Origin of the sequence: Chitinophaga sp. RAB17 (assembly GCF_052114225.1) — a bacterium.
Classification (GTDB): domain Bacteria; phylum Bacteroidota; class Bacteroidia; order Chitinophagales; family Chitinophagaceae; genus Chitinophaga.
The window spans coordinates 297027-317540 of sequence record NZ_JBFREI010000009.1 but is presented as its reverse complement, the minus strand read 5'-3'; the positions used below and the strand labels follow the sequence as shown (position 1 = coordinate 317540).

At 45.2% G+C, this 20514-nt stretch carries 23 protein-coding genes; 12 read left to right on the top strand and 11 right to left on the bottom strand.

Annotated elements, in window-relative coordinates; translation table 11 throughout:
* From AB4Z08_RS26790 to AB4Z08_RS26780, 3 genes are all read left to right on the top strand, one after another.
* Positions 1-2169 (top strand): gliding motility-associated C-terminal domain-containing protein (locus AB4Z08_RS26790; protein WP_441576858.1); only part of this gene is annotated, 2169 nt, incomplete at its 5' end.
* Positions 2170-2189: 20 nt separating this feature from the next.
* Positions 2190-3137, top strand: coding sequence for a PorP/SprF family type IX secretion system membrane protein (locus AB4Z08_RS26785; RefSeq protein ID WP_441576857.1), 948 nt, complete (start codon positions 2190-2192; stop codon positions 3135-3137).
* A 146-nt stretch (positions 3138-3283) separates the two neighbouring features.
* Positions 3284-3595, top strand: a complete 312-nt coding sequence (locus tag AB4Z08_RS26780) for a DUF1905 domain-containing protein (protein WP_441576856.1) — start codon at positions 3284-3286, stop codon at positions 3593-3595.
* Here AB4Z08_RS26780 and AB4Z08_RS26775 read toward each other — a convergent pair.
* Positions 3567-3926 (bottom strand): nuclear transport factor 2 family protein, encoded by a 360-nt coding sequence (locus tag AB4Z08_RS26775; protein ID WP_441576855.1) that lies wholly within the window; start codon positions 3924-3926, stop codon positions 3567-3569. The two genes, AB4Z08_RS26780 and AB4Z08_RS26775, sit on opposite strands and share 29 nt — an antisense overlap.
* 126 nt (positions 3927-4052) lie before the next feature.
* On the opposite strand from AB4Z08_RS26775, the gene AB4Z08_RS26770 reads away from it, so the two are divergent.
* Positions 4053-4712 (top strand): hypothetical protein, encoded by a 660-nt coding sequence (locus AB4Z08_RS26770; protein WP_441576854.1) that lies wholly within the window; start codon positions 4053-4055, stop codon positions 4710-4712.
* Here AB4Z08_RS26770 and AB4Z08_RS26765 read toward each other — a convergent pair.
* A complete protein-coding gene (locus tag AB4Z08_RS26765; RefSeq protein WP_441576853.1) occupies positions 4692-5291 on the bottom strand; it encodes a hypothetical protein in 600 nt (199 codons plus the stop codon). The genes AB4Z08_RS26770 and AB4Z08_RS26765 overlap by 21 nt on opposite strands.
* 105 nt (positions 5292-5396) lie before the next feature.
* Between AB4Z08_RS26765 and AB4Z08_RS26760 the strand changes: the two genes are divergently transcribed.
* Both AB4Z08_RS26760 and AB4Z08_RS26755 read left to right on the top strand, forming a co-directional pair.
* The gene (locus AB4Z08_RS26760; protein WP_441576852.1) at positions 5397-6191 is read left to right on the top strand and encodes a helix-turn-helix domain-containing protein; all 795 of its coding nucleotides are present in this window, start codon (positions 5397-5399) and stop codon (positions 6189-6191) included.
* Positions 6192-6274: 83 nt separating this feature from the next.
* Positions 6275-6835: a dihydrofolate reductase family protein gene (locus AB4Z08_RS26755; protein ID WP_441576851.1), complete on the top strand. Its 561-nt coding sequence runs from the start codon at positions 6275-6277 to the stop codon at positions 6833-6835.
* A gap of 118 nt (positions 6836-6953) precedes the next feature.
* On the opposite strand, the gene AB4Z08_RS26750 is transcribed toward AB4Z08_RS26755, so the two are convergent.
* Positions 6954-7343, bottom strand: coding sequence for a hypothetical protein (locus AB4Z08_RS26750; protein ID WP_441576850.1), 390 nt, complete (start codon positions 7341-7343; stop codon positions 6954-6956).
* Positions 7344-7554: 211 nt separating this feature from the next.
* On the opposite strand from AB4Z08_RS26750, the gene AB4Z08_RS26745 reads away from it, so the two are divergent.
* Positions 7555-9543: an ATP-binding protein gene (locus AB4Z08_RS26745; RefSeq protein WP_441576849.1), complete on the top strand. Its 1989-nt coding sequence runs from the start codon at positions 7555-7557 to the stop codon at positions 9541-9543.
* A complete protein-coding gene (locus tag AB4Z08_RS26740; RefSeq protein WP_441576848.1) occupies positions 9533-10168 on the top strand; it encodes a response regulator transcription factor in 636 nt (211 codons plus the stop codon). Before AB4Z08_RS26745 ends, AB4Z08_RS26740 begins: the two co-directional genes overlap by 11 nt.
* On the opposite strand, the gene AB4Z08_RS26735 is transcribed toward AB4Z08_RS26740, so the two are convergent.
* The 5 genes from AB4Z08_RS26735 to AB4Z08_RS26715 all read right to left on the bottom strand — a co-directional run bounded on the left by AB4Z08_RS26735 (position 10165) and on the right by AB4Z08_RS26715 (position 14090).
* Positions 10165-10638, bottom strand: coding sequence for a hypothetical protein (locus AB4Z08_RS26735; protein WP_441576847.1), 474 nt, complete (start codon positions 10636-10638; stop codon positions 10165-10167). The genes AB4Z08_RS26740 and AB4Z08_RS26735 overlap by 4 nt on opposite strands.
* Positions 10639-10889: 251 nt before the next feature.
* Positions 10890-11402, bottom strand: a complete 513-nt coding sequence (locus AB4Z08_RS26730) for a hypothetical protein (protein ID WP_441576846.1) — start codon at positions 11400-11402, stop codon at positions 10890-10892.
* Positions 11403-11495: 93 nt separating this feature from the next.
* Positions 11496-11876 carry a PH domain-containing protein gene (locus AB4Z08_RS26725; protein WP_441576845.1) on the bottom strand — a complete coding sequence of 127 codons (381 nt, stop codon included), beginning with the start codon at positions 11874-11876 and terminating at the stop codon, positions 11496-11498.
* Positions 11877-11963: 87 nt separating this feature from the next.
* The gene (locus AB4Z08_RS26720) at positions 11964-13271 is read right to left on the bottom strand and encodes a hypothetical protein (protein ID WP_441576844.1); all 1308 of its coding nucleotides are present in this window, start codon (positions 13269-13271) and stop codon (positions 11964-11966) included.
* 39 nt (positions 13272-13310) lie between these two features.
* Positions 13311-14090, bottom strand: a complete 780-nt coding sequence (locus tag AB4Z08_RS26715; RefSeq protein ID WP_441576843.1) for a helix-turn-helix domain-containing protein — start codon at positions 14088-14090, stop codon at positions 13311-13313.
* A gap of 99 nt (positions 14091-14189) precedes the next feature.
* Between AB4Z08_RS26715 and wrbA the strand changes: the two genes are divergently transcribed.
* Both wrbA and AB4Z08_RS26705 read left to right on the top strand, forming a co-directional pair.
* On the top strand, positions 14190-15344 hold the full coding sequence (gene wrbA, locus AB4Z08_RS26710) for an NAD(P)H:quinone oxidoreductase (RefSeq protein ID WP_441576842.1): 1155 nt from the start codon (positions 14190-14192) through the stop codon (positions 15342-15344).
* A gap of 61 nt (positions 15345-15405) precedes the next feature.
* Positions 15406-15948: a GNAT family N-acetyltransferase gene (locus tag AB4Z08_RS26705; RefSeq protein WP_441576841.1), complete on the top strand. Its 543-nt coding sequence runs from the start codon at positions 15406-15408 to the stop codon at positions 15946-15948.
* Positions 15949-16001: 53 nt separating this feature from the next.
* On the opposite strand, the gene AB4Z08_RS26700 is transcribed toward AB4Z08_RS26705, so the two are convergent.
* The 3 genes from AB4Z08_RS26700 to AB4Z08_RS26690 all read right to left on the bottom strand — a co-directional run bounded on the left by AB4Z08_RS26700 (position 16002) and on the right by AB4Z08_RS26690 (position 18355).
* A complete protein-coding gene (locus AB4Z08_RS26700) occupies positions 16002-16592 on the bottom strand; it encodes a hypothetical protein (protein WP_441576840.1) in 591 nt (196 codons plus the stop codon).
* Between the two features lie 114 nt (positions 16593-16706).
* The gene (locus AB4Z08_RS26695; RefSeq protein WP_441576839.1) at positions 16707-17711 is read right to left on the bottom strand and encodes a cyclase family protein; all 1005 of its coding nucleotides are present in this window, start codon (positions 17709-17711) and stop codon (positions 16707-16709) included.
* Between the two features lie 65 nt (positions 17712-17776).
* Positions 17777-18355, bottom strand: coding sequence for a TetR/AcrR family transcriptional regulator (locus AB4Z08_RS26690; RefSeq protein WP_441576838.1), 579 nt, complete (start codon positions 18353-18355; stop codon positions 17777-17779).
* Between the two features lie 158 nt (positions 18356-18513).
* Between AB4Z08_RS26690 and xth the strand changes: the two genes are divergently transcribed.
* The gene (gene xth / locus AB4Z08_RS26685) at positions 18514-19293 is read left to right on the top strand and encodes an exodeoxyribonuclease III (protein ID WP_441576837.1); all 780 of its coding nucleotides are present in this window, start codon (positions 18514-18516) and stop codon (positions 19291-19293) included.
* Positions 19294-19723: 430 nt separating this feature from the next.
* Positions 19724-20503 carry a hypothetical protein gene (locus AB4Z08_RS26680; protein ID WP_441576836.1) on the top strand — a complete coding sequence of 260 codons (780 nt, stop codon included), beginning with the start codon at positions 19724-19726 and terminating at the stop codon, positions 20501-20503.
* Positions 20504-20514: the final 11 nt, after the last annotated feature.

Genomic DNA, 20514 nt, shown 5'->3' with positions numbered 1-20514 from the left:
GTACAGCAGGGTGATATGGATATGAATGGTATTACACTAAGTACAGCACTTACCGGCACTATTCGCAACACAGCCGGCAAGGATGCAGTACTCACGCTCAATAATGTGGCTAACACTACGGGCGTACTCGTGAATACCACTAATCCGGGTGTAGTCATTTCCACTACTGCTACTTCGCCGGTGATAGCACCATTCACGGCGACCATCACCTTCACCGAAGCGGTGACTGGATTTACATTAGGTGACATTACCGCCACCAACGCTACCCTAAGTGCATTCCAGACAACAGATAATATCACTTACACCGTTCTCGTAACACCTGCCACAGATGGCGCGGTATCCCTTCAGGTACCGGCCAGTGTAGCCGTGAACGTGGGCAACAACAGCAATACTGCTTCCAATACATTAAGCCTCGTTTTTGCAGGAACTGCTCCAGTCGTAACAGCAGTAGATGTACCGGCAAATGCCATTTACAGAGCTGGCCAGGTACTCTCCTTCACTGTTCACTTCAGCGAAACTGTAAATGTTACCGGTGCTTCATCGCTGGATGTAATCATAGGCGCCACTACAAGATCCGCTACACTTGTGAGCGGCAGCGGCACCAATGCTTTACTGTACAGCTACACGGTACAGCAGGGCGATATGGATATGAATGGTATTACACTCGGCACAGCACTTACCGGCACTATTCGCAACACAGCCGGCAAAGATGCAGTACTCACGCTTAATAATGTAGGTAATACCACCGGGGTACTCGTGAATACAGCACATCCTTCGGTAGTATTATCTGGTAACATTCCTGCACGTGTGAATACACCGGTTACTGTGAATATTACTTTCAGCGAATTGGTGAACGGATTGACCACAACGGGTATCGTTGCTTCCAACGCAACAGTGAGTAACCTGCAAACAACTGATCATATTAATTATACTGCAGTAGTAACGCCTCTGACAGATGGAACAATCAATGTAAGCATACCTGCCGGCGCAGCTACAAATACAGGAGGTAATGAAAATACCGCCTCCAATACACTGAGCTTTATTTATGATGGTACTCCTCCTGTTATAAATCCTCAAACGTTCAACATCAACTTTAACAGTCCGGCAGGCACCCAGGCTGGTCTGCTCACCGCCACCGATGCCGCAGGTACGATACAAAACTGGGCGATTACCACAGACGGCAGCGGCGGCGCCTTCGCAATTGATGCTACCGGTGCCATTACCGTAAAAGATGCAGCGATACTCAGCAGCAAGGCAGGTACCACAGTTAGTGTAACCGTTACCGTAAGTGACGGACTGAATACAAGTGCACCAACAACTATTCTTATCAATATTTCAGCTGCATTTGTCAATCAACCACCTACCCTCGATCCGATTGCAGATGCTGTTGAATGTGCTGGCACGGAAGAACATACCATACAGCTCAAAGGCATATCAGCGGTAGAACCGGGACAAACATACAGCATCAGCGTTACTGCGGATCAGTCTTACTTTGATATACTGACGGTGACGAATGGCGTACTGCATTACCAGCTAAAAAGCAATATTACCGGCGGCCTGGCCAATGTTACCGTTACGATCAAAGACAACGGTGGTACTGCAAATGGCGGTGTAGACACACGGCAACGGACCTTCAGCATTACGATCAACACACCACCAACAGTAACAATCAGCAGTAATAAAGGCAATACTGTTTCCAAAGGCGATATCATACAACTCACTGCCACCGGAGGTAATAATTACCACTGGACAACGGTAGGCGGCATAATCAGCGGACAACAAACCGCCGTACTGCAGGCAAGAATTATGGTCAATACCACTTACGAGGTAACCGTAGTCAACACTGCAGGATGTCGGAATACTGGCAGTATTAATATTGCTGTAGTAGAAGATTTTAAAGTAGAATCTACCAATATCCTGACACCAAACGGGGATGGCAAGAACGACAGATGGGTGATCCGTAACATCGACAGCTATCCTAATAATGAAGTGAAAGTGTATGATCGCGCAGGTCGCATTGTGTTCCAGCGCAGAAACTACAGCAACGACTGGGATGGCACTGTTAATGGTAGTCCGCTGGCAGAAGGCACCTACTATTACATTCTGACAATCAGTGGCAGCACGAAAACGGCGAAGGGATATATTACCATCATCCGGGATCAGCAATGACCCTTTTAAATTGTGATATCATGCATCTTTTATCAGGCATACAATACTATATAAAACATATGCGGACATTATTGCTTTGTTTCGTGTTGCTGACAGCAGCAGGCTACCAACAGAGCTGGGCTCAATCTCTCAGTAATACACCTGCCCTGCTGGAACCCTCTTCTACCCAATATTTCCAGAATCAATACCTGGCAAACCCCGCTATGGCGGGGGTAGATAGCGGTCTGCATCTGAACGCAGCCTATCGCCGGCAGCTGAATGGCATTGATGGTGCACCCATCTCCAAATTTTTTACGGCTGATGGGTATATCGGCAACCGGGTAGGCGCTGGGCTCCATGTCTTTAATGATGAGGCAGGATTGTTAAATCGTACCCGTATTGCACTCTCCTACGCCTACCACCTTCCGCTGGGCGATCGCGGACAAACACTCCACCTCGGCCTGTCGCTGGCCATGAATTTCCAGCGCATAGACTATAAAGCAGTAAACGGAGAAGAAACCGACCCCTCTATCGGCGCGTTTAACCGCCGCGATAACTATTTTGAAGGAGAATTTGGAGCGGCTTACACCAATGAACACTGGACCCTGCAGGGATCATTACCCAATATAAGATCGCTCTTTACCGGCGATGATAAAGCTGTAGATGGCGGTACCATTTATTTCACGGCACTTTCCTATAAATTTCAACCGGAAGGTGCTGTGAGCAGCATTATTCCCAAAGTATGCTACAGGGGAGTAAGAGGAGGCGACAATATACTGGATCTGGGCTTGAATGTAGGCTTCCTGCGCAATGTAGCCAATGTGCTGGCACTATATCATACCTCCGGTAGTTTCACCGGAGGAATAGGTGTCAACATCCTCCAAACCGTTACGCTGCAGGCCATGTACACGACTCAGACCAACGGTATGAAAACTTATGTAGATGGTGGGTATGAAATAGGGCTTACTGTTAACCTTTTCAGGCAATAATGAGGAAATAACAGCAATTTGAGCACCCCTTCACAGGCGTGTATTTTGTCGCAATTGCCCCCAACAAATACGTGATTACCCCTCCAAAACTTCCGGTATTGGAAATACCTTTGCTGTATCATTAAGTCATCATTAAATCAAATACAATGACACACTTAACAGCTTCCCGCAAAGCAACTCCCGCCACCGGTACATTAAATAAATCGTTTACCGCCACCCTGCTGAAGAGTCCCAATAAAGGCGGCTGGACTTATGTTATCTGGCCCGAATCAGTATCCTTCTTCGGTACCAGAGGACTCGTAAAAGTAAGAGGTACCGTTGACAATCATCCGTTTGAAAGCTCGTTTATGGCATTGGGTGATGGCACGCATAAACTACCGATCAAGGGAGATCTGCGCAAACTGATAAAAAAAGAGGCTGGCGATACCGTTACGGTTCGACTGGAGGAGCGGCTGTAACACTGGAAACATCCATGATATAACTCGTCAGCTGGCGGATTTTTCCGCCTTCCATATGGAACATATCACAGAATACAATACGAAGTGTACCGCTGTCTTTTCGTTTAGACTGCACCGTGCCTTCTGCCACCACTAGGTTGCCTTCTTCCACCATACGTATAACCGTGATATTAGGGCTGCCCACAAAGGCATCATTCTCTATTGCGCCATCAAAAGCGGCTTTACCGGTCAGGTGATAATAACCGGGCAGCTCCCATATTACGTTGTCAGTTAAACAGGATAAAATAGCTTCGTGATCCGTTCTGGAAAAAGCCTCCATGTACTTTGCCACAGTTTGTTTATTTTCCGTCATATAACGATTCGTTTCAAACAAAGTTAACAGTAACCCTTTACATCACCGGGGGCATACCTGCCAAAACAGCGGGTATTTTGCGCCAGATTGTTTTAATTTGCTGTTATGATCCAATTCCCTGAAACAGCAACTCTCCGGCAATTATTAGTAAGTATACTTTGCCTGCTTTGTATCACGGCATCCGGCCAAAACAAGATCGAAGCTTATCAATCGTTGTTCCAAACTAATCAGTACCTGAAATACTGGACAAGTACCGTGTCTCATTTCAACCTGTCTTCATTTACCTACACCCGTACGATTAATTTCGAAAATATGATCATGGACGATAGTCTGAATAGTAATGATCTCTCTTTTCGGCAAACATTCGGGAAACTGGTCAGCTATTCGCCCGATAGAAAAAAGTACCTCGATCTGAATAGTGGTCAAATTGCATTCGATACGGTGTACACTAACGGGAAAAAAGAGGTTAATATTTTAGCAGATATAGATCAGTATCTCACCCTGGGCGACTACACCAACAAAAAATCTACCCGCCTCCTCTTTATGGGTGCTACCTCATACATGGACGAAGCGGAATGGATATCAGATAACACTTTTATAGTGGTCGGGCTAAACACTGAAAAAGAACCTTTTTCTCCTTTCATATACATAGGAGATATTAAAAAGCGGCAATTTTATTGCTATCTCACAAATAATAAAAGCATAACACGACAGAGTTCCTACAGATCTCCCAAATGGAACCAATTAAAGGGGGTTAAGTTCTAAGCTATCTATAACAATGCAGGCTTCCAATATGCGATACATGCCGTTCAACGTATCAGTGTAAGTATCCGGGAGGCTTGTAAATTCAAAAGCTACTTGCGGAGACCATATAAAATAATTGGCAAAAACGTCATAATGGAATCTGACAATATCGCTGTTGAATAGGTCAATTAATTCGTCGTTATTTACCTGAAGGGCATAGTCCTGCACTAGTCCAACAGTATGATAAACGGATTCCAGCAAATCGGTTGCCGTGGCTGGAATATTGCGCATAGATAAAACATCCAGATCCACTACAGAATCAGGGTTTTCTATACAATCGCGTTCCCCTGCCCAAGCCTGTAATGATTTAATATCAAAGAAATGATCTGTACTTAAAACAACCTGGAATACGTCATCGGGGTTAGAGAATAATAATAGCTTCTCATTCCTATCCACTATGAATTTATCAATATCATTATCGTCAGTTCCCCAAATAGTATAATAGGAAGCTCCTCTATATATTACTTCGATTAAAAATTTCCTGTATTTCTGCGACGGATCCTCATTCATAGGTGTTTTTTCCGGTTGCTCTTTACTCATTAAAATTATTTCTACTAAATTATAAAAATAAACAATGTTATTCTCCTGATCGGGATTTTCTTACATTCGTTATCAGCACCCTTTCACAACGCAAGTATCCTTGTCATGAGAACGCAATTAATTTTACCACACACGTCCATTTCAGGCTATGTCAGCAATATAGTAGTGATTGAAAACAATAATGTTTACCGGGAAACAATTTTACCGCTCATAGCCAGGGGCTATCCCAGCATCGTTTTTCAGCTCACAGATACCGGCCTGCTGGTAAGTACCGATAAAAAGATGGATAACCTGGTACTCTACGGCCAAAACATAAAACCCATAGCACTCCATGTAGCAGGACATATCACCGTGATTGCCTACTTCCTGTATCCGCATATTTTAAAAACCCTGTTTGCTGCAGATGCGAAAGAATTAACAGACAGCAGTATCGATTTAAGTCTTACCAAAACGGCCAGGGACATGAGTCTCAAAGAACAACTGCTGAACGCCCCGAATCTGCACACCCGTCTTCAGCTGCTGGACAGCTATGTATTGAAGCTGGCAGCCCCTAAGCATGGTTCCTCCTCTCCGGATGCTATTTCTTTTGCCACCCGGCTCATACAAAGTAACAATGGCCTGGTTTCCCTGCCGGAGGTACAGAAAGAACTCTATGTAACTGAGCGGACTTTACAACGCCTGTTTGAATCACATGTGGGTGTTTCGCCTAAAACCTTCAGCCGGATTTGCCAGTTTCATTCTGCGCTGCAACACCTGCATCAGACACAATTTTCGGATATGATCAACGTGGCCTATGCAAATGGCTATGCCGATCAAAGTCACCTGATCCGGGCCTTTAAGGAGTTTACCAACTATTCCCCGCTTGAATACCTGAAAGCTGCTACTGATTTTCCGCGCTGATACCCGTTTGTCCCAAATTGTCGGGTTTGTTCTATCATTTCCTTCAGGGCTGCAGTTACTTTGTATCATTAAATCAAAAGTATATGAGAAAGATAATTGTTTCTGCCTGGGTAACACTGGATGGCATCTTTGATGCAGACACCATGGGTCAATGGTTTGCTCCTTATGACAGCGAAGACAGAAGAAAGTATATCCAAAACGGAATCCTGGCTTCCGGAGCGTTTCTATTCGGCCGTAAAACATACGAAATGCTGGCTCCCTATTGGTCCTCCCTGAAAAATAATGAAATGGGAGTAGCGGATCAGCTAAACAATTCACCTAAGTATGTGGTTTCTTCTACCCTGCAACAAGCCGGCTGGAATCATTCTACCATTATCAAAGAAAATGTGGTGGAAGAAATCACCAGACTGAAACAACAGCCTGGAAAGGATATCCAGATAGAAGGCAGCGCTACACTGATACAATCGCTGGCAGCCGCCGACCTGATAGATGAGTATCAATTCCTAGTACATCCTGTGGTGATGGGAAGTGGCAAACGCTTTTTTAAAGACGGGCTGCAGGTGCAGGGGTTGCAGCTGCTGGAAACACAAACCCTGGAGCTGGGGGTTGTCTTCCTCCGTTATCAGGCCGGAAAGAAGAAATAAAACGAAAGAAGGCACTGGTGATCCAGCGCCTTCTTCGTGTCATGGTCCTTATGACAAGCATACAGCACAAGCACTGTTGCTCTATGTAAATCCACCTGTTTATTTTTACGGTATATTATTAAAAGAAATACTGCGCGGTTCCGGACAATATAGTTCCTGTGGAAGTAGCTTCTTTCTTTAACTGATCATCCACATAGATCTGTACTTTCAGGGTAGCAGTGCTGGAAGCAGCAGCACCATTAATCGTAATATTGGCATTAATAGCAGATGCAGGAACATTTATTTCCGCACTTGACCAGGTATTACCGCTGAGATTGGATGCGGTGGTAATCTGGGTATCATATCCATAAGCTACAACGCTTAAATTCACGCCTGCAGAACCTACTGCTTTAAATACCAGTTTGTGGGAAGTTCTTCCGGGGGCGTCATCTTTATCGTCTTTCTTACAGGCGCTAAATAATGTCGCGATTAATAAAGCTGGAAATAAAATTTTTCTGAGTAATTTCATATTTGTGTATTGATAGCATGCCTACTCTTTTATGCTACAGTTTTCGGCTTCCCTGTTTGACATCTATGGCTAACATTCAACAGTACAGGCGCAAAGTTAAAACGGTGGTTAGCACCAGACAATACCCGGATACCCGGTTTTACAACTACCTGTTTCCAGGTATTTTTGGCAAAGGGTACGATGTATCCACAATAGTTATTATTTTGCCTGTATGAGAAGACTGTTTTTCCTCTTATTCCTACTGATAGCAAATAACTGTTGCCTGGGGCAAATACATCTGAGCGGGAAATCACCCACCGATAGCCTGGAAAATGTATTGCTACGGGGTGGCTCAGACAGCATCCGGGTCAGGGCCAGTTTTGCATTGGCTGATTTCTGGACAGCAAAAGATAGCCTCAAGGCCAGGAAATTCCTGGAAGAAGGAGTGCCGTACATAAAAAAACAGCCTTACTTACAGGCGTTGTATTATTACTTTGATGGTCACCTGCTCTCTCAAAATCACCCGGACGAAAGCCAGGAAAAATACCTGCTGGCGGATTCCCTGCTTAGCCGGTTTAAAACCCAGGAGGCCTACCTCTTCAGGGCCAAAGCCTGGTATGAGTACGGCAGACTACAGCAGTACAAGGACAACTATAAAGCATTCGCCGATATTATACTTAACAAATCGATTCCCCTGGCCCGGCAATCGGGCAATCAAACACTGATCGGAAAAAACTTCCTCGGACTTGCCATTATATTTAAAAATGCCGGCCAGTTCGACAAGGCGGAAACTTATTGTCAGCAAGCAATTGAGATATTAAAAACCGTCCCACCGCCCAGCCCCGAGCTGATTGATGCTTATCATACCATAGCGGAAAACTACTCACTGGCCGGGAAAAATGTTAATGCCAGGGCGGCACTCGATAGCATGTATCCCTTGCTGAGCGCCTACCCTGACTCAGAGTACTATCTCGACTATTACAACGCGGAAGGACTCTATTTTACCGTTAATGGCCAATTCAAAGATGCGCTGGCCAGTCTTGATAAAGGGATTGCCCTGGCAAAAAAACTTGGGTTAGATTATGAAGAACAACGGTTGCTGATGCAAAAATTCTACGCCTACTATAACGATAAAAGTTACCTGCCTGCTAAAGATGTGCTAACCCACCTGATGAAGCAGAAACTGATGATGGGTATAACCAGTAACCGGCTGCAGCTGTATTATGGCATGGCGGCGACTTACGAAGGACTCAAACAATGGGGGCCGGCATATGAGTGGATGAAACGCTACAGTGAGCTCAGTGACAGCGTGTCTCAGAGCCAGTTAAAAAACGATGTGCATGCCCTCGAAATAAAATACAAGGATGCAGAGAAACAAAAAGAAATCGATGCGCTGAAAGCCCGGCAGATACAGGAATCCCTGGCCGCCAAAAACTCCAGGCTGTTAACCTGGCTGCTGGGATCTGCCAGTGTCTTTTTGCTCGTGGTCCTTATATTTGCCCTCGTCATTTACCGGAGCAATAAAAAGCTGCTGGCACAGAAAGAACTCAGCTACCAGCAACATCTCCACGAAATAGAACAGCAACAACAACTGCAATTCAGTCAGGCGGTGCTACAGGGAGAAGAGCAGGAACGCCGGCGACTGGCGCGGGACCTGCACGATGGACTGGGTGGTATGCTGGCTGGCGCTAAAATAAATTTGTCTGCACAAATTGAAGATACCTTCTCCATTGATCAACGCACAGAACTGGAAAAGATTACACTGCAGCTGGATAATTCTGTTACTGAGCTGCGCCGCATTGCACATAATATGATGCCCGTTAACCTGCTCAAATTCGGCTTAACCACAGCCCTGAAAGATCTGTGTGAATCGCTCATGAGTGAAACTACCCATATTGATTTCCAGGCGCTGGGTATAGAAGATACCCTTCGGGAAGAAGTACAGATCCATATCTACCGCATTGTACAGGAACTATTGGCCAACGCCATCCGCCATGCACATGCTACCAATATTATATTGCAATGCAGTCAGAATGACCAGCTCTTCTTTATTACCCAGGAAGATAATGGCAAAGGCTTCGATCCTAATACCACCAGCCCTGCAAAAGGTATTGGTTTGAGTAATATAAAAAACCGGGTAGGCTTCCTGAAAGGAAAAATTGACATAGATTCGGTACCGAATGAGGGAACTACCATAAATATTGAGCTACATGTTAACTAAAAATACGGCGCTTGCCATTGTTGATGACCACCCTATTGTACTGGAGGGCCTGCAAAGGCTCCTTGCAAATGTGAATGGAATAACTATCACAGGCTGCTTTACGACAGGATCTGCTTTTATTTCTTTCTTAGAGGAAAATAAAGTAGATGTCCTTTTACTCGATATCACCCTGCCGGATATAAATGGTATAGAGTTATGTAAAACCATAAAAGAGATGTCGCCCGCCACGCATGTGCTGGCGCTGAGTAACCATTCTGAACGTAGCATGATACTACAGATGATTCAGAACGGCGCCACCGGTTACTTACTCAAAAACATCTCTGCTGAAGAATTGATTGCCTGCATTCACGAAGCCATGAGTGGCCTCATCACTTTCAGCAAAGCAGTCAGGGAAATTATGGCCCGCCCATCTGTAGGTGAATTAAAAAGTACCCCCCAGCTCACCAAAAGGGAAAAGGAAATACTGTATTTAATAGCTGAAGGTCAAACCACGCCGGACATCGCACAGCAACTGAATTTGAGTCCACTGACCGTAGAAACACATCGCAAAAACCTGATCCAGAAATTCCAGGTAAGAAATGTAGCAGCGCTAATAAAAATGGCAAGTCAGCAAGGACTGGTTTAATGCACTTTTTTTGTCAGGTCGATGTCTGCCACTTCTACATCCCAATGCGCCAGCAACAATTCGAACCGATGCTTTTCCGCATTTTGAAAAGCTTCCTGGTCCGGATACAATGCTTTTACATAGGGGGTTGTCAGATTTTCATCAAAAGCCAGCGCCGCATTTTTAAAAACTACTGTCACGCGAAAATCCCAGCGGGTATCTTCCCCACTATGTAGTCGGGGGCTGCTGGCGGTAATGCTGATCACATCCCCTTTTTCCTGTGCTTTTTTGAGTAATGGCAAGTGGTTGGCTTTCCATAAACTGATAAATTCAGCGGCACTCCCCCACTTCACCCGGTAATAATCTTCTACTGCAAAGTATTCACTGCTGGCGGATTTCTGCGCGAAGCCGGACTGGGAAATGGCAGCTAAAAAAGCACCCATAAAAAGTACTTTCAACATAAAACGGCGATAAGGAGCGGGTACGTTCATTTGTATTTTTTTGGGATGATAAGAATTACTACTGCTGTTTATAACAGTTTAAAATGGTAGTACTATTAATATTGGTGAGTATATAACAGTAACGGATATACGATACTTCAACAACCGGAAGGTATCGCGGTTTGATTAATATCTATTTGTCTCCTGCACTACCACACCTATTAGTCCACTAAACATGTAGACAAATATATTCCGTTAATCCGGAAAAACAAATTTTGATTGCAAAAGCGCTGTAGGAGATGTTATTTTTCAGGATTATTGTTGATTGCGCGCAATTCCCGGCCGGAAAGGGCCTTTGTTTCCCAGGCCTGTTTTACCCGAAGGAGCAGGATGAGATAAGGAATTTTCAGAAAAATCCAGAAGACATTCCATATCTCTGCAGAAATTATCATACCGGAGAGAAGCTCTCTGACTATGGAATACACTCCTGATAGTATAGAAATCATAGTGGCAATTATTGCGAACAATACGGCCCATTTCTTTTCCAGCAGTAAAAAAAGATTGGCCAAAAATAGCAACACAGGAAGCAACAGATCGAGGCAAGATAAAATCGAGAACCTGTCTGTTATGAACCCCGATTCAAATGCTCTCTGGTATTGTACATAAGCGTAATAGAGCCAGGGTATCGTGTAACCTGTTGTAAGCAGGTAAAACCACACATATATTTTCAAACCCAGTGGCATAATCTCCCGGCGGCGCGCCTGTGTTCCTTCTATAAAATTCTGATCAAAAATGGAAGATGGTTCCTTTTCCATAGGTAAGTAATAAGTATAGCCTTTTCCGTTAGCCGGGATAACAAAGCCGCTCCAACCAAATCAGCCGAGCGGCTTTATTTTATTTTCAACTGATTAATTCAACACATAAAATGCCAGCACCTTCTGCACATCGTATACGTTCACAGATTTATTAAACTGCTTTACTATACTGGGTTGCAGCTCACTGGAAATCCAGATCTTCAGCTCTGCATCCAGATCAAAAGTACCGGCTGTTTCCACGCTGAATCTCGAGATGCTTTTATACGTTACACTGCGGTATTCGGTTTTACTACCGGTAATGCCTTGTTTATCGATCAGTATTAAACGCTTATTCGTAAAAATAAAGGTGTCCCTGATCAGTTTAAAACCGAGTTCAATGGTTTCTGAATCGATCAGCAGTTTACCATAATCTTTGATTAATTGTTCCTGGCTTACTTCACCGGCATTGCCCAGTAGTCCTGAAAAGAATCCCATAATATAAGGTTGAGTTTAAATGCTACGACTGCAAAGCTATGAAATATGTTCATTTTCCATATCATAAAAAAATCGAAATTATCGAGCTTATTCCAGTATCAGTTTGATTTCATTATTCCTACGCATATCTGTACTGAGATTGAATGTTTTCGATTTGCGGCCATAACGGATCCTTAACTCAGCAGTGTTAGGCGGAATAGATCCGAGGTTATCTGCGGTGAATAATAATATATTTTCTCCGGGTTGTAAATGAATCCGGATCTCCTGTATCACCGTTTTAACCGGAAATCCGGTCGCAATCCACTGCCCGTTGAGCGACAGGGAAATGCTGTCTCCATCCTGCACTTTAGTATCTCTCAGCTCTAATACAATCTCAGCGGTGTTGACGGGAATACTGGCCACCGGAACATTTTCACGGTGTATCACATTCGTGGTGGTGGTGTTGGTTACAGGTCCCGGAACAATCTCCGTAGGCTTTCCATTCGCTGGATGATAAATATTGGCAACAAGAAAGGTTGCATAGGCATTCGACTGGTTACTGAAATTAAATTTGTATTCTCTGTTGTCGATAGTAGCTTGTAAAAGGCCGGTGTTAGGTGGCAGATGCCCGTAATTGTCCGCAAAAAAAATGAACCGGTTACTACCGGTATCCAGCTTTACGCTCAGCCGCCGGTTATGATCATTAATTTGCTCCCGGGTAAAAATCGCCTTGCCATTATGCAGCAGTGTAACGGTATCTTTATCGTATTGCTCCTGATCAATGATCTGCAGCGCCATGAGACTGTCGTTTGATATAATACTGTCGTACATGCCGAAGTATACCCGGTGATTTTCCGGATGCAGTATACGTTGCACGGTGGAATCTGCCATGGGCTTGTTGCCGGCTTTGGTGAGCGTGGCGGCGCCCCGGTACAGAAAATCGCGTAATGCCACTTTTGACTGCTCGTAAATTTCATCATCCTCATCAAGCCCCCGCATCCAGATATCAAATTTATCTATCCACATACGATTCAAAGTGATCTTACCATCCTGGTAATCGAGGGTGCCATTAAGATACCACATCCAGATACCCAATTTAAAAGGGGTTTGCTCCAGTGGATACTTGTTACGCCCAATGCCCAGCTGCTGCTCATTTTTTTTGGCCAGCAACAGTTCATACCTGCCCCTGAATGATCCGTATTGAATTTTTATAGTGGCCGGATACAACATACCGGCTTCCGGAGTACCAATATGCAGCTCCATCGTAATGGGGGAGCCTACGCCCCAGGGCTTAACAGCAGTCCGCCAAATGCCCGTCCATTTGTCCGTTTGTGCGGTGGCTATCGTGGCGGTAACGGTTAACAGGGCTAAGCAAAAAAGGAATTTGTTTTTCAATGCCGTAAGATAATGGTTCATCTTTCGCAATTTAATACTAAATATCTGCACAAACATGGCCTACTTAAACATATCCTGTGGCCGCACTCCGATTACCTGCTTAAAGGTATTACTGAAAGTAGGTACACTGCTGTAGCCTACTTTGTAGGCCACACTGCTTACATTTTCTGCATCCTGCGACAACAGTTCCACTGCCTTGATCATTCTCAGCAACTTGATATAGGAAGCAGGAGACATCCCGATATCCTTTTGGAACAAGCGTTCCAGCGTTCTTTCTGAAAAAGCATGCCGGCTGGCAATTTCTTTCAGGTTAAATGAACTATCGATCTGAGAAGTCAATTCATCTGCAATTTCAGCAAGCCGTTTATCCTGCGGTACGGGGATCATTAGCGGTACTGAAGCGCTGCACATCAAAGGCAGACTGCTTAATATAGCCTGCAGAAAATCTGCTTCTACCGGATCATAATCTTTCAGTTGCGAATATTGCGCAGTGTGCAGGATCATTTCCCGCAGCACTTTAGGTGTATGAAAGATGTTGATCTCGTTAAAAAAGGGTGACTGTTGATTGGATTTAAAAAAGGTACATCTCAAAAAAACATTCTCTTCCGGGGAAGAACTTTTATGCAGCAGCTGTGGCGGAATCCAGGCGCAGTGATGCGTAGGCAACAGGTATTTTTTATCTGCCGTATGCAGGTACTGAAAACCATGTTCCACATAAATCAATTGTCCCTTTTCATGTGCATGCCATTCATCTGAAAAAATCCATTTCTCTTCATGCCATACATATGCATCCTTTTTCACTTCGTCTACTGTCAGGTGACAGAATCGGGCTCTTTCCACGTTTATGTCGGTTTTGAATATCTAATTGGCAAATTTAGATATTTAACTCCAGAAGCGATGTATCAACTTTGCCGCAGGAAATTAAACAACACCTGAAAAATGAAACAATTATTTTTGATCTGCTTCACCTGTATATGCTTTCATACGCCTAAAGCCCAATCTGATATGAGCAACAACCCTACCCGTGTGCTGGTACTTTTTCATTCTGAATCCGGTGGTACTTATAAGATGGCTAAGGCCATAGCGGCCGGGATAGAAAAACAGGGCGCCACGGCTGTTTTGAAACAGGTGCCTCCCATCAGTAAAACAGAAAAGACCGCAGTAACAGCGGTACCATATGCCACCATATCAGAACTCCCGCAATACGATGGCATTGCCTTTGGTTCGGCGGTTCATTTTGGAAACATGACAGCGGCCATGCGGCAGTTCCTCGACGGATCGGTGGATATATGGACCCAACATTTGCTGGAAGGCGTACCCGCCACGGTATTTATGTCTGCCGGCAGTGGAGCCGGCAGGGAAGCTGCCATCCTCTCCTTCTGGAGTACCCTGGCCGTGCATGGAATGGTGATAGTACCTACCGGCATTATGGGCGCCGCCACCCTGAATAAAAACATTGCGCAGGGCAATACCGTTTTTGGCGCTACTTCACTTGCAGGCATGCCAGGTGCTGAGAGGCCCTCGGAGAGCGAACTACAGCAGGCCACTTTACAAGGGGCCGCATTAGCCAAAGTGGCGATGGCCCTGTCATCATCACACAAAGGAAAGAACATGGAAGCGCCCAAAGCCACGACAGACGAGATCGAAGTGCGCATGAACAAAGCGGGTATTCTTCTCCCGGAAGTACCAGCACCAGCAGGTAACTACAAACCATATACGAAAACCGGTAACCTGGTGTATATTAACCAGGTAGCCCTGAAAGATGGTAAAATACTGCACCCGGGTATTATTGAAAAAGATATAGATATCGCCGCAGCCAGAGCTGCTACCAGGCAAACCATGCTGAATGTTCTGGCCGTGCTGAAAACAGCCTGTAACGGGGATCTGAGCCGCGTAAAACAGTGTGTACAGCTGACCGGATTTTTCAACACGCAGCCCGGATTTAAAGATCATGCACTGCTGATGAATGAAGCATCCGACCTCACCGTCACTATTTTCGGAGACAAAGGCAAACATGCCCGGGCTACCGTAGGCGCATCTTCTATTCCGGTAAATGCTGCCGTAGAAATACAGGCCATTTTTGAAGTAGAGTAAGCGAGCCCGGAGATTGCTTATAATGAACTATTATGGTACTTTGAGTCCTTAACCCAACAACATGGAAAAGAAAAAGATTTCACTCAAACCGGTCGATACAAAAAACTGGAAAGATTTCGATACACTTTTCCAGGGTAAGGGTGGACCAAAGTACTGTTGGTGCATGGTTTGGCGGGCCACTAAAGAAGAGCTCAAGCACAACAACCCCGAAAGTAAAAGAGGCTTTATGAAGGACCGTGTAAAACAGGAAATTCCCATAGGATTATTAGCCTATCAGCAGGAAGAACCAGTGGCCTGGTGTTCCATAGCACCCCGGGAAACCTATCAGCGCCTGGGAGGTGATGACACCCTGGAAAAAGTTTGGTCACTGGCATGTTTCTTCATTAAAAAAGATTATCGCAGCCAGGGCCTGGTGGAAAAATTAATTGCCGGTGCTAAAAAATACGCAAAGAAGAACGGCGGAAAATACCTGGAAGCTTATCCTGTTGAAACCGACTCTCCCAGTTATAAATTTATGGGTTTCGTACCTTCTTTCGAAAAAGCAGGTTTTAGTTTTGTAAAGAAAGCAGGAACAAGAAGACACGTGATGACCTGCAAACTTTAGCAACCCGCAACAATGATCAGCGATACTACTACTCACCTTTTAGCAGCAGCCCATCATTTTATCTTCTTACCTACTCTGCCTTCCATCCCGGAAATCATGTTAATACATTCTTCCAGACGGGAAAAACAAACACTCCCATCCAGGGCCAGGTCTTTTTTACTGACTTCCATGCCGCCTAAAAAGGCTTCGAGGTACGACAAGTAACGGCCCGGCTCATCATACAGTATTTTATAAATCTGATCATTTAACTTGTCTCCTTCCTGCTGCACAGACTCACTCACCAGGTCATTCACCTCCCGCATGCCCTGCATTACTTTACTCATTCTCTCTTTCAGCTGTTCCAGGTTATTCGGATCCTTTTTGCCGGGAGCAATATTATTCCTGAACAAGCTGTCTGACAGCGTCTTTCTCGTTTTCTTATAAACGGTCAGGTCCTGCTTCAGTGTTTCCAGTCGTTGTTTTAACTGCTCCGCTTTTTCAATGGAATACGGTTTATCGATATCATTATTCAGGTGTTTGACCCAGGTGAGCAAACCAAAAGTGATATCCGTTACCATCGGATTACTGGTTTGCCCAAAACCAGCTGTAGCAAGGGTTAGCAAAAAAAAGAACAATGAACCGGATAATATTTTCCTACCAACCATTTTTATATTCTTTGAAAGGTAAATGATGAAGTATGTTACCGGCAGCCACGTTACAAAGTGGCTGCTGCGGGTGATTGAAAATACACAATTTATAAGAGAGATGAAAATATAGCCTTACAACGGAATGGCAATTGGACGCAGCGGTGCTCCACTGGCGCCACGCAGCTTCAATGGCAGCCCTATAAATAAAAACTCCTTCACTTTTGCGGCCGACAACTCTTCGAGATATACCAGCTCAATGAACATAGTGCCTTTTTGTGCCAGCAGGTAAGTATGTACCGGTAGCCAGTTGGTACTGTCAGCGGAAGGCATCACTTCCAGGCCGAGGTTATCGGCGCCGAGGGTCATAACACCTTTGGTTTCTACCAGCCATTTCACGGCCTCCAGGCTCATACCCGGACTGCTGCCCATGAACTTAGCCTTGTCGCTGTAAAAATATTTCATGAGCCCTGTTCTGATAAAAACGATATCGCCTTTATTAATTTGAAGATGTTGCGCTGTGACCAGCTGTTGCAGTTCTTTCAGCGTGATGACGTAATTACCTGGTAGCACCTCTATTCCTTTATAAGCCGGCACATCTATGAGTATTGCTTTACCGATGATCGGCGGAATCTTTTCCGCACCGGATTTATTCCAGCCGCGGTCACTGAGATGTTCATCTGCGGCGTATCCGTTCCAGATCTTCCCATGCAGACCGAAATGGGAAAGGGCATCTATATGCGTACCTGTATGTGTATACAGGGAGATGGCATCTCCGGTATAGCTCACCTTCTTATTCATATCGCTGCCCTGCTGGGTAAGGTCACCCACTACGGTGCCCCTGGGCGTATGCGTGAGCCAGTATTGATAAGGCGGGTCACCTAATTCAGTAAATCCGGGCATGCCAATAAAATATTCCACGCCCAGATCATAGACTTTACCTGTTCTCAGTTTTGAGAACAGGGCCAGATTGGCACTGTCGCTCATCATGTGCAGCGATCCTATTTCGTCTGATGCGCCCCAGGGGCTGCTGCCTGCCTGTTCCGTTGCTTTGTGCTGTCCTGCGGCGGCGGAGCCTCCTGCCAGGGAGATCACCAGTAATACCAGCTTATGCCAGCCCATCCTGTTCCATGCGTTCATGTTACTACAATTTTAGTGTTGATTTATAATTATTGAATGATCATTCAAGAAATAAGTAAAAAAAATCAGCTGCTTAGGCTGCTGATTAATTGTTCCAGCGCGGTATTGACCAGCTTTCTGTCGTTATACAAAATATCCATTTGCCAAAGGCCGTTATACCCCATGTACAGGAACCTGGCCAGGTCTTTAGGATCCTTGTCCGCCGCTATTTCCCCGGCTTGCTGCGCTTTTTCCAGCAGTTCTTCGAATACGGCTATGATGCCATTGGCCTGTGCTGTAATGATAGCATGTACCTCCTTATTTTTACGCCCCAGTTCAAAACAGGACTTCACCACGAGGCATGCTTTCCCATCCTTCAGGATCGCAGCAGCACCTTTGCGGAGCATGTTTTCCAGCACTTCCAGGGGTGATCCTGTCATTTGTCCTCCTTCCTGAAATGCTGACAGTTTTTCGGCGGAATATCTTTTCAGGCATTCCAGGAAAAGCTGTTCCTTGCCGCCAAAGGTGTCGTAGATACTGCCAGGATTCAGCTTCATCGCCACTACCAGGTCTTTCATGGAAGTAGCATTATACCCTTTCGCCCAGAAAAGCTGCTTGGCTTTCTCCAGTCTTTCCTCCGGATCAAATTCTTTTAGTCTGGCCATAATAAGCCAAAGGTATTTATTTTTGAACAAGTATTCAACAATTAATAAAATATTGTCAAAAGCATTTCCAACATTCTTTCGTGTCGTGTACAAATACTTCCTATATTTAACCGGCCCAATTTTTATTCTTGCATCGAATACATAAACCGATCACTGTCATGAAAATAGCCACGTATAATGTTAACGGCGTCAACGGACGCCTCCCTGTATTGCTTCGCTGGCTGGAAGAAACCGCACCAGACGTTGCCTGTTTGCAGGAACTGAAAGCTCCCCAGGAAAAATTTCCCGAGCAGGCCATACTGGATGCCGGCTACCACGCCATCTGGCATGGGCAAAAAAGCTGGAATGGCGTCGCTATTCTGTCGCGCAGCGCTGAAATAAAAGAGATCCGGCGGGTACTCCCCGGTGATCCGGAAGATAGCCACAGCCGCTATATAGAAGCAGTGATCAATGGTATCGTGATTGGTTGTCTTTATTTACCAAATGGCAACCCCGCACCAGGTCCAAAATTCGACTACAAACTAAACTGGTTTAAACGCCTCACCGAACATGCACTGTCGCTGATGGCACAAAATATTCCGGTGATCCTCACGGGCGACTTTAACGTAATGCCTACGGAACTGGATGTATACAAGCCTGAACGCTGGGTAAATGATGCGTTGTTCCGTCCGGAAACCCGGGCCGCCTTCCATGAGCTGGTAGCACAGGGCTGGACAGACGCCATCCGGAAACTGCATCCGACGGATAAAATCTATACTTTCTGGGATTATTTCCGCGATGCTTATGGTCGCGATGCAGGTTTACGCATAGATCATTTCCTGCTCAGTCCTGCTGTGGCGCCCCGTCTCCTGGCCGCCGGTGTTGACAGAAATGTACGTGGTTGGGAAAAGAGCAGTGACCACGGGCCCGTATGGATAGAACTGAAAGACCAGGCATAAAATAAGGGGAATAAGCATCGTGTGCTTATTCCCCTTTATAGTATAAGAAAAACCAGCCCCTGGCAAGTGGGGCTGGTTGGTTTGTTTATCTCTAATACCCGTGATAATGATGATGATAATGAGGACGGGAGTGATAATATCCAGGTCTGTCGCGGACAACAAGGCAACTGCTTAATCCGGATACCAATACTGCTGTGATGATCAAATATTTTAACATTTTCATGATTGTCAGGTTTGAATGTACGTGAGGAATCAATGGAAGTTAAGCATCTGCAGGCTGTTTAATCTTCGTTTGCTGATATAGTAAATGATAAAACTGTGCCAGACTGTTGCGGCGACTGTTATCTAGTGTTAACGTATAGTTTCTCCTCTTCAAATGGGCCGTGAAGGCGCTCCTTGCCATCATCCATTAATTTCTTATTATTGCAGAATGACCTTTTCAGAAGCGCTGATTACTGCAGCACGCCGTTATTGTATGGAACACCGCACCTATTGGATGACCAGGTATGCAAATGAACGCACCGGCCAGGATTTCCCCGTGTATACTTATTCCGATAAGGACTATGATTTATTTCCGCGCTATAATATGCTGGCGGCCATCCTGGGAGAATTGGAATTGCTGGTAGGCAAACCAGACGTTTCCCGCGACACATTGGTACAGCTGGGGCTTTCTTCCCAACTTCCGTTTAATGACAGTGAAGAACATCCCATTGAAATAGCAGCCATGCAGCAGGAACGGGAAAAATTCGTTCACTTTATACAAACAATTACGCCGGAGGCGCTGGATCAAATCGCACCACTGCCCCACCGCCGGCGTTTGAATACTGCAGAAAAAGAAGTGGTTGATCAACAGTTGCTGGAACGCTGGAATTATGACGGAGACTACTGGGATCCTATCGTTGACAAGTGCCATACGGAGCTATTATATCTAGCTAAAGCTAACATCACAAAAGAAGACTATCAGGCCATTATCAGCTTTATTGGCGGGTATGCCGCAACATACCTGCTGGAAGCAACAGAAGAAGGCGTTATTACCGAGATAGCCGTTGGTGAATTTCACCCTGACTGCTACGAAACGGCCTATTGTGATTACCAGTATGAGTGGATTATTTATGGCTCACATGAATCAACCATCACTTTTGCCGGTGAGCAACTACTCGCATTTATCAGACAACTTTTTGAAGGACGGGAAGACTTGTTTAACAAATGAAGCAGTTCTCT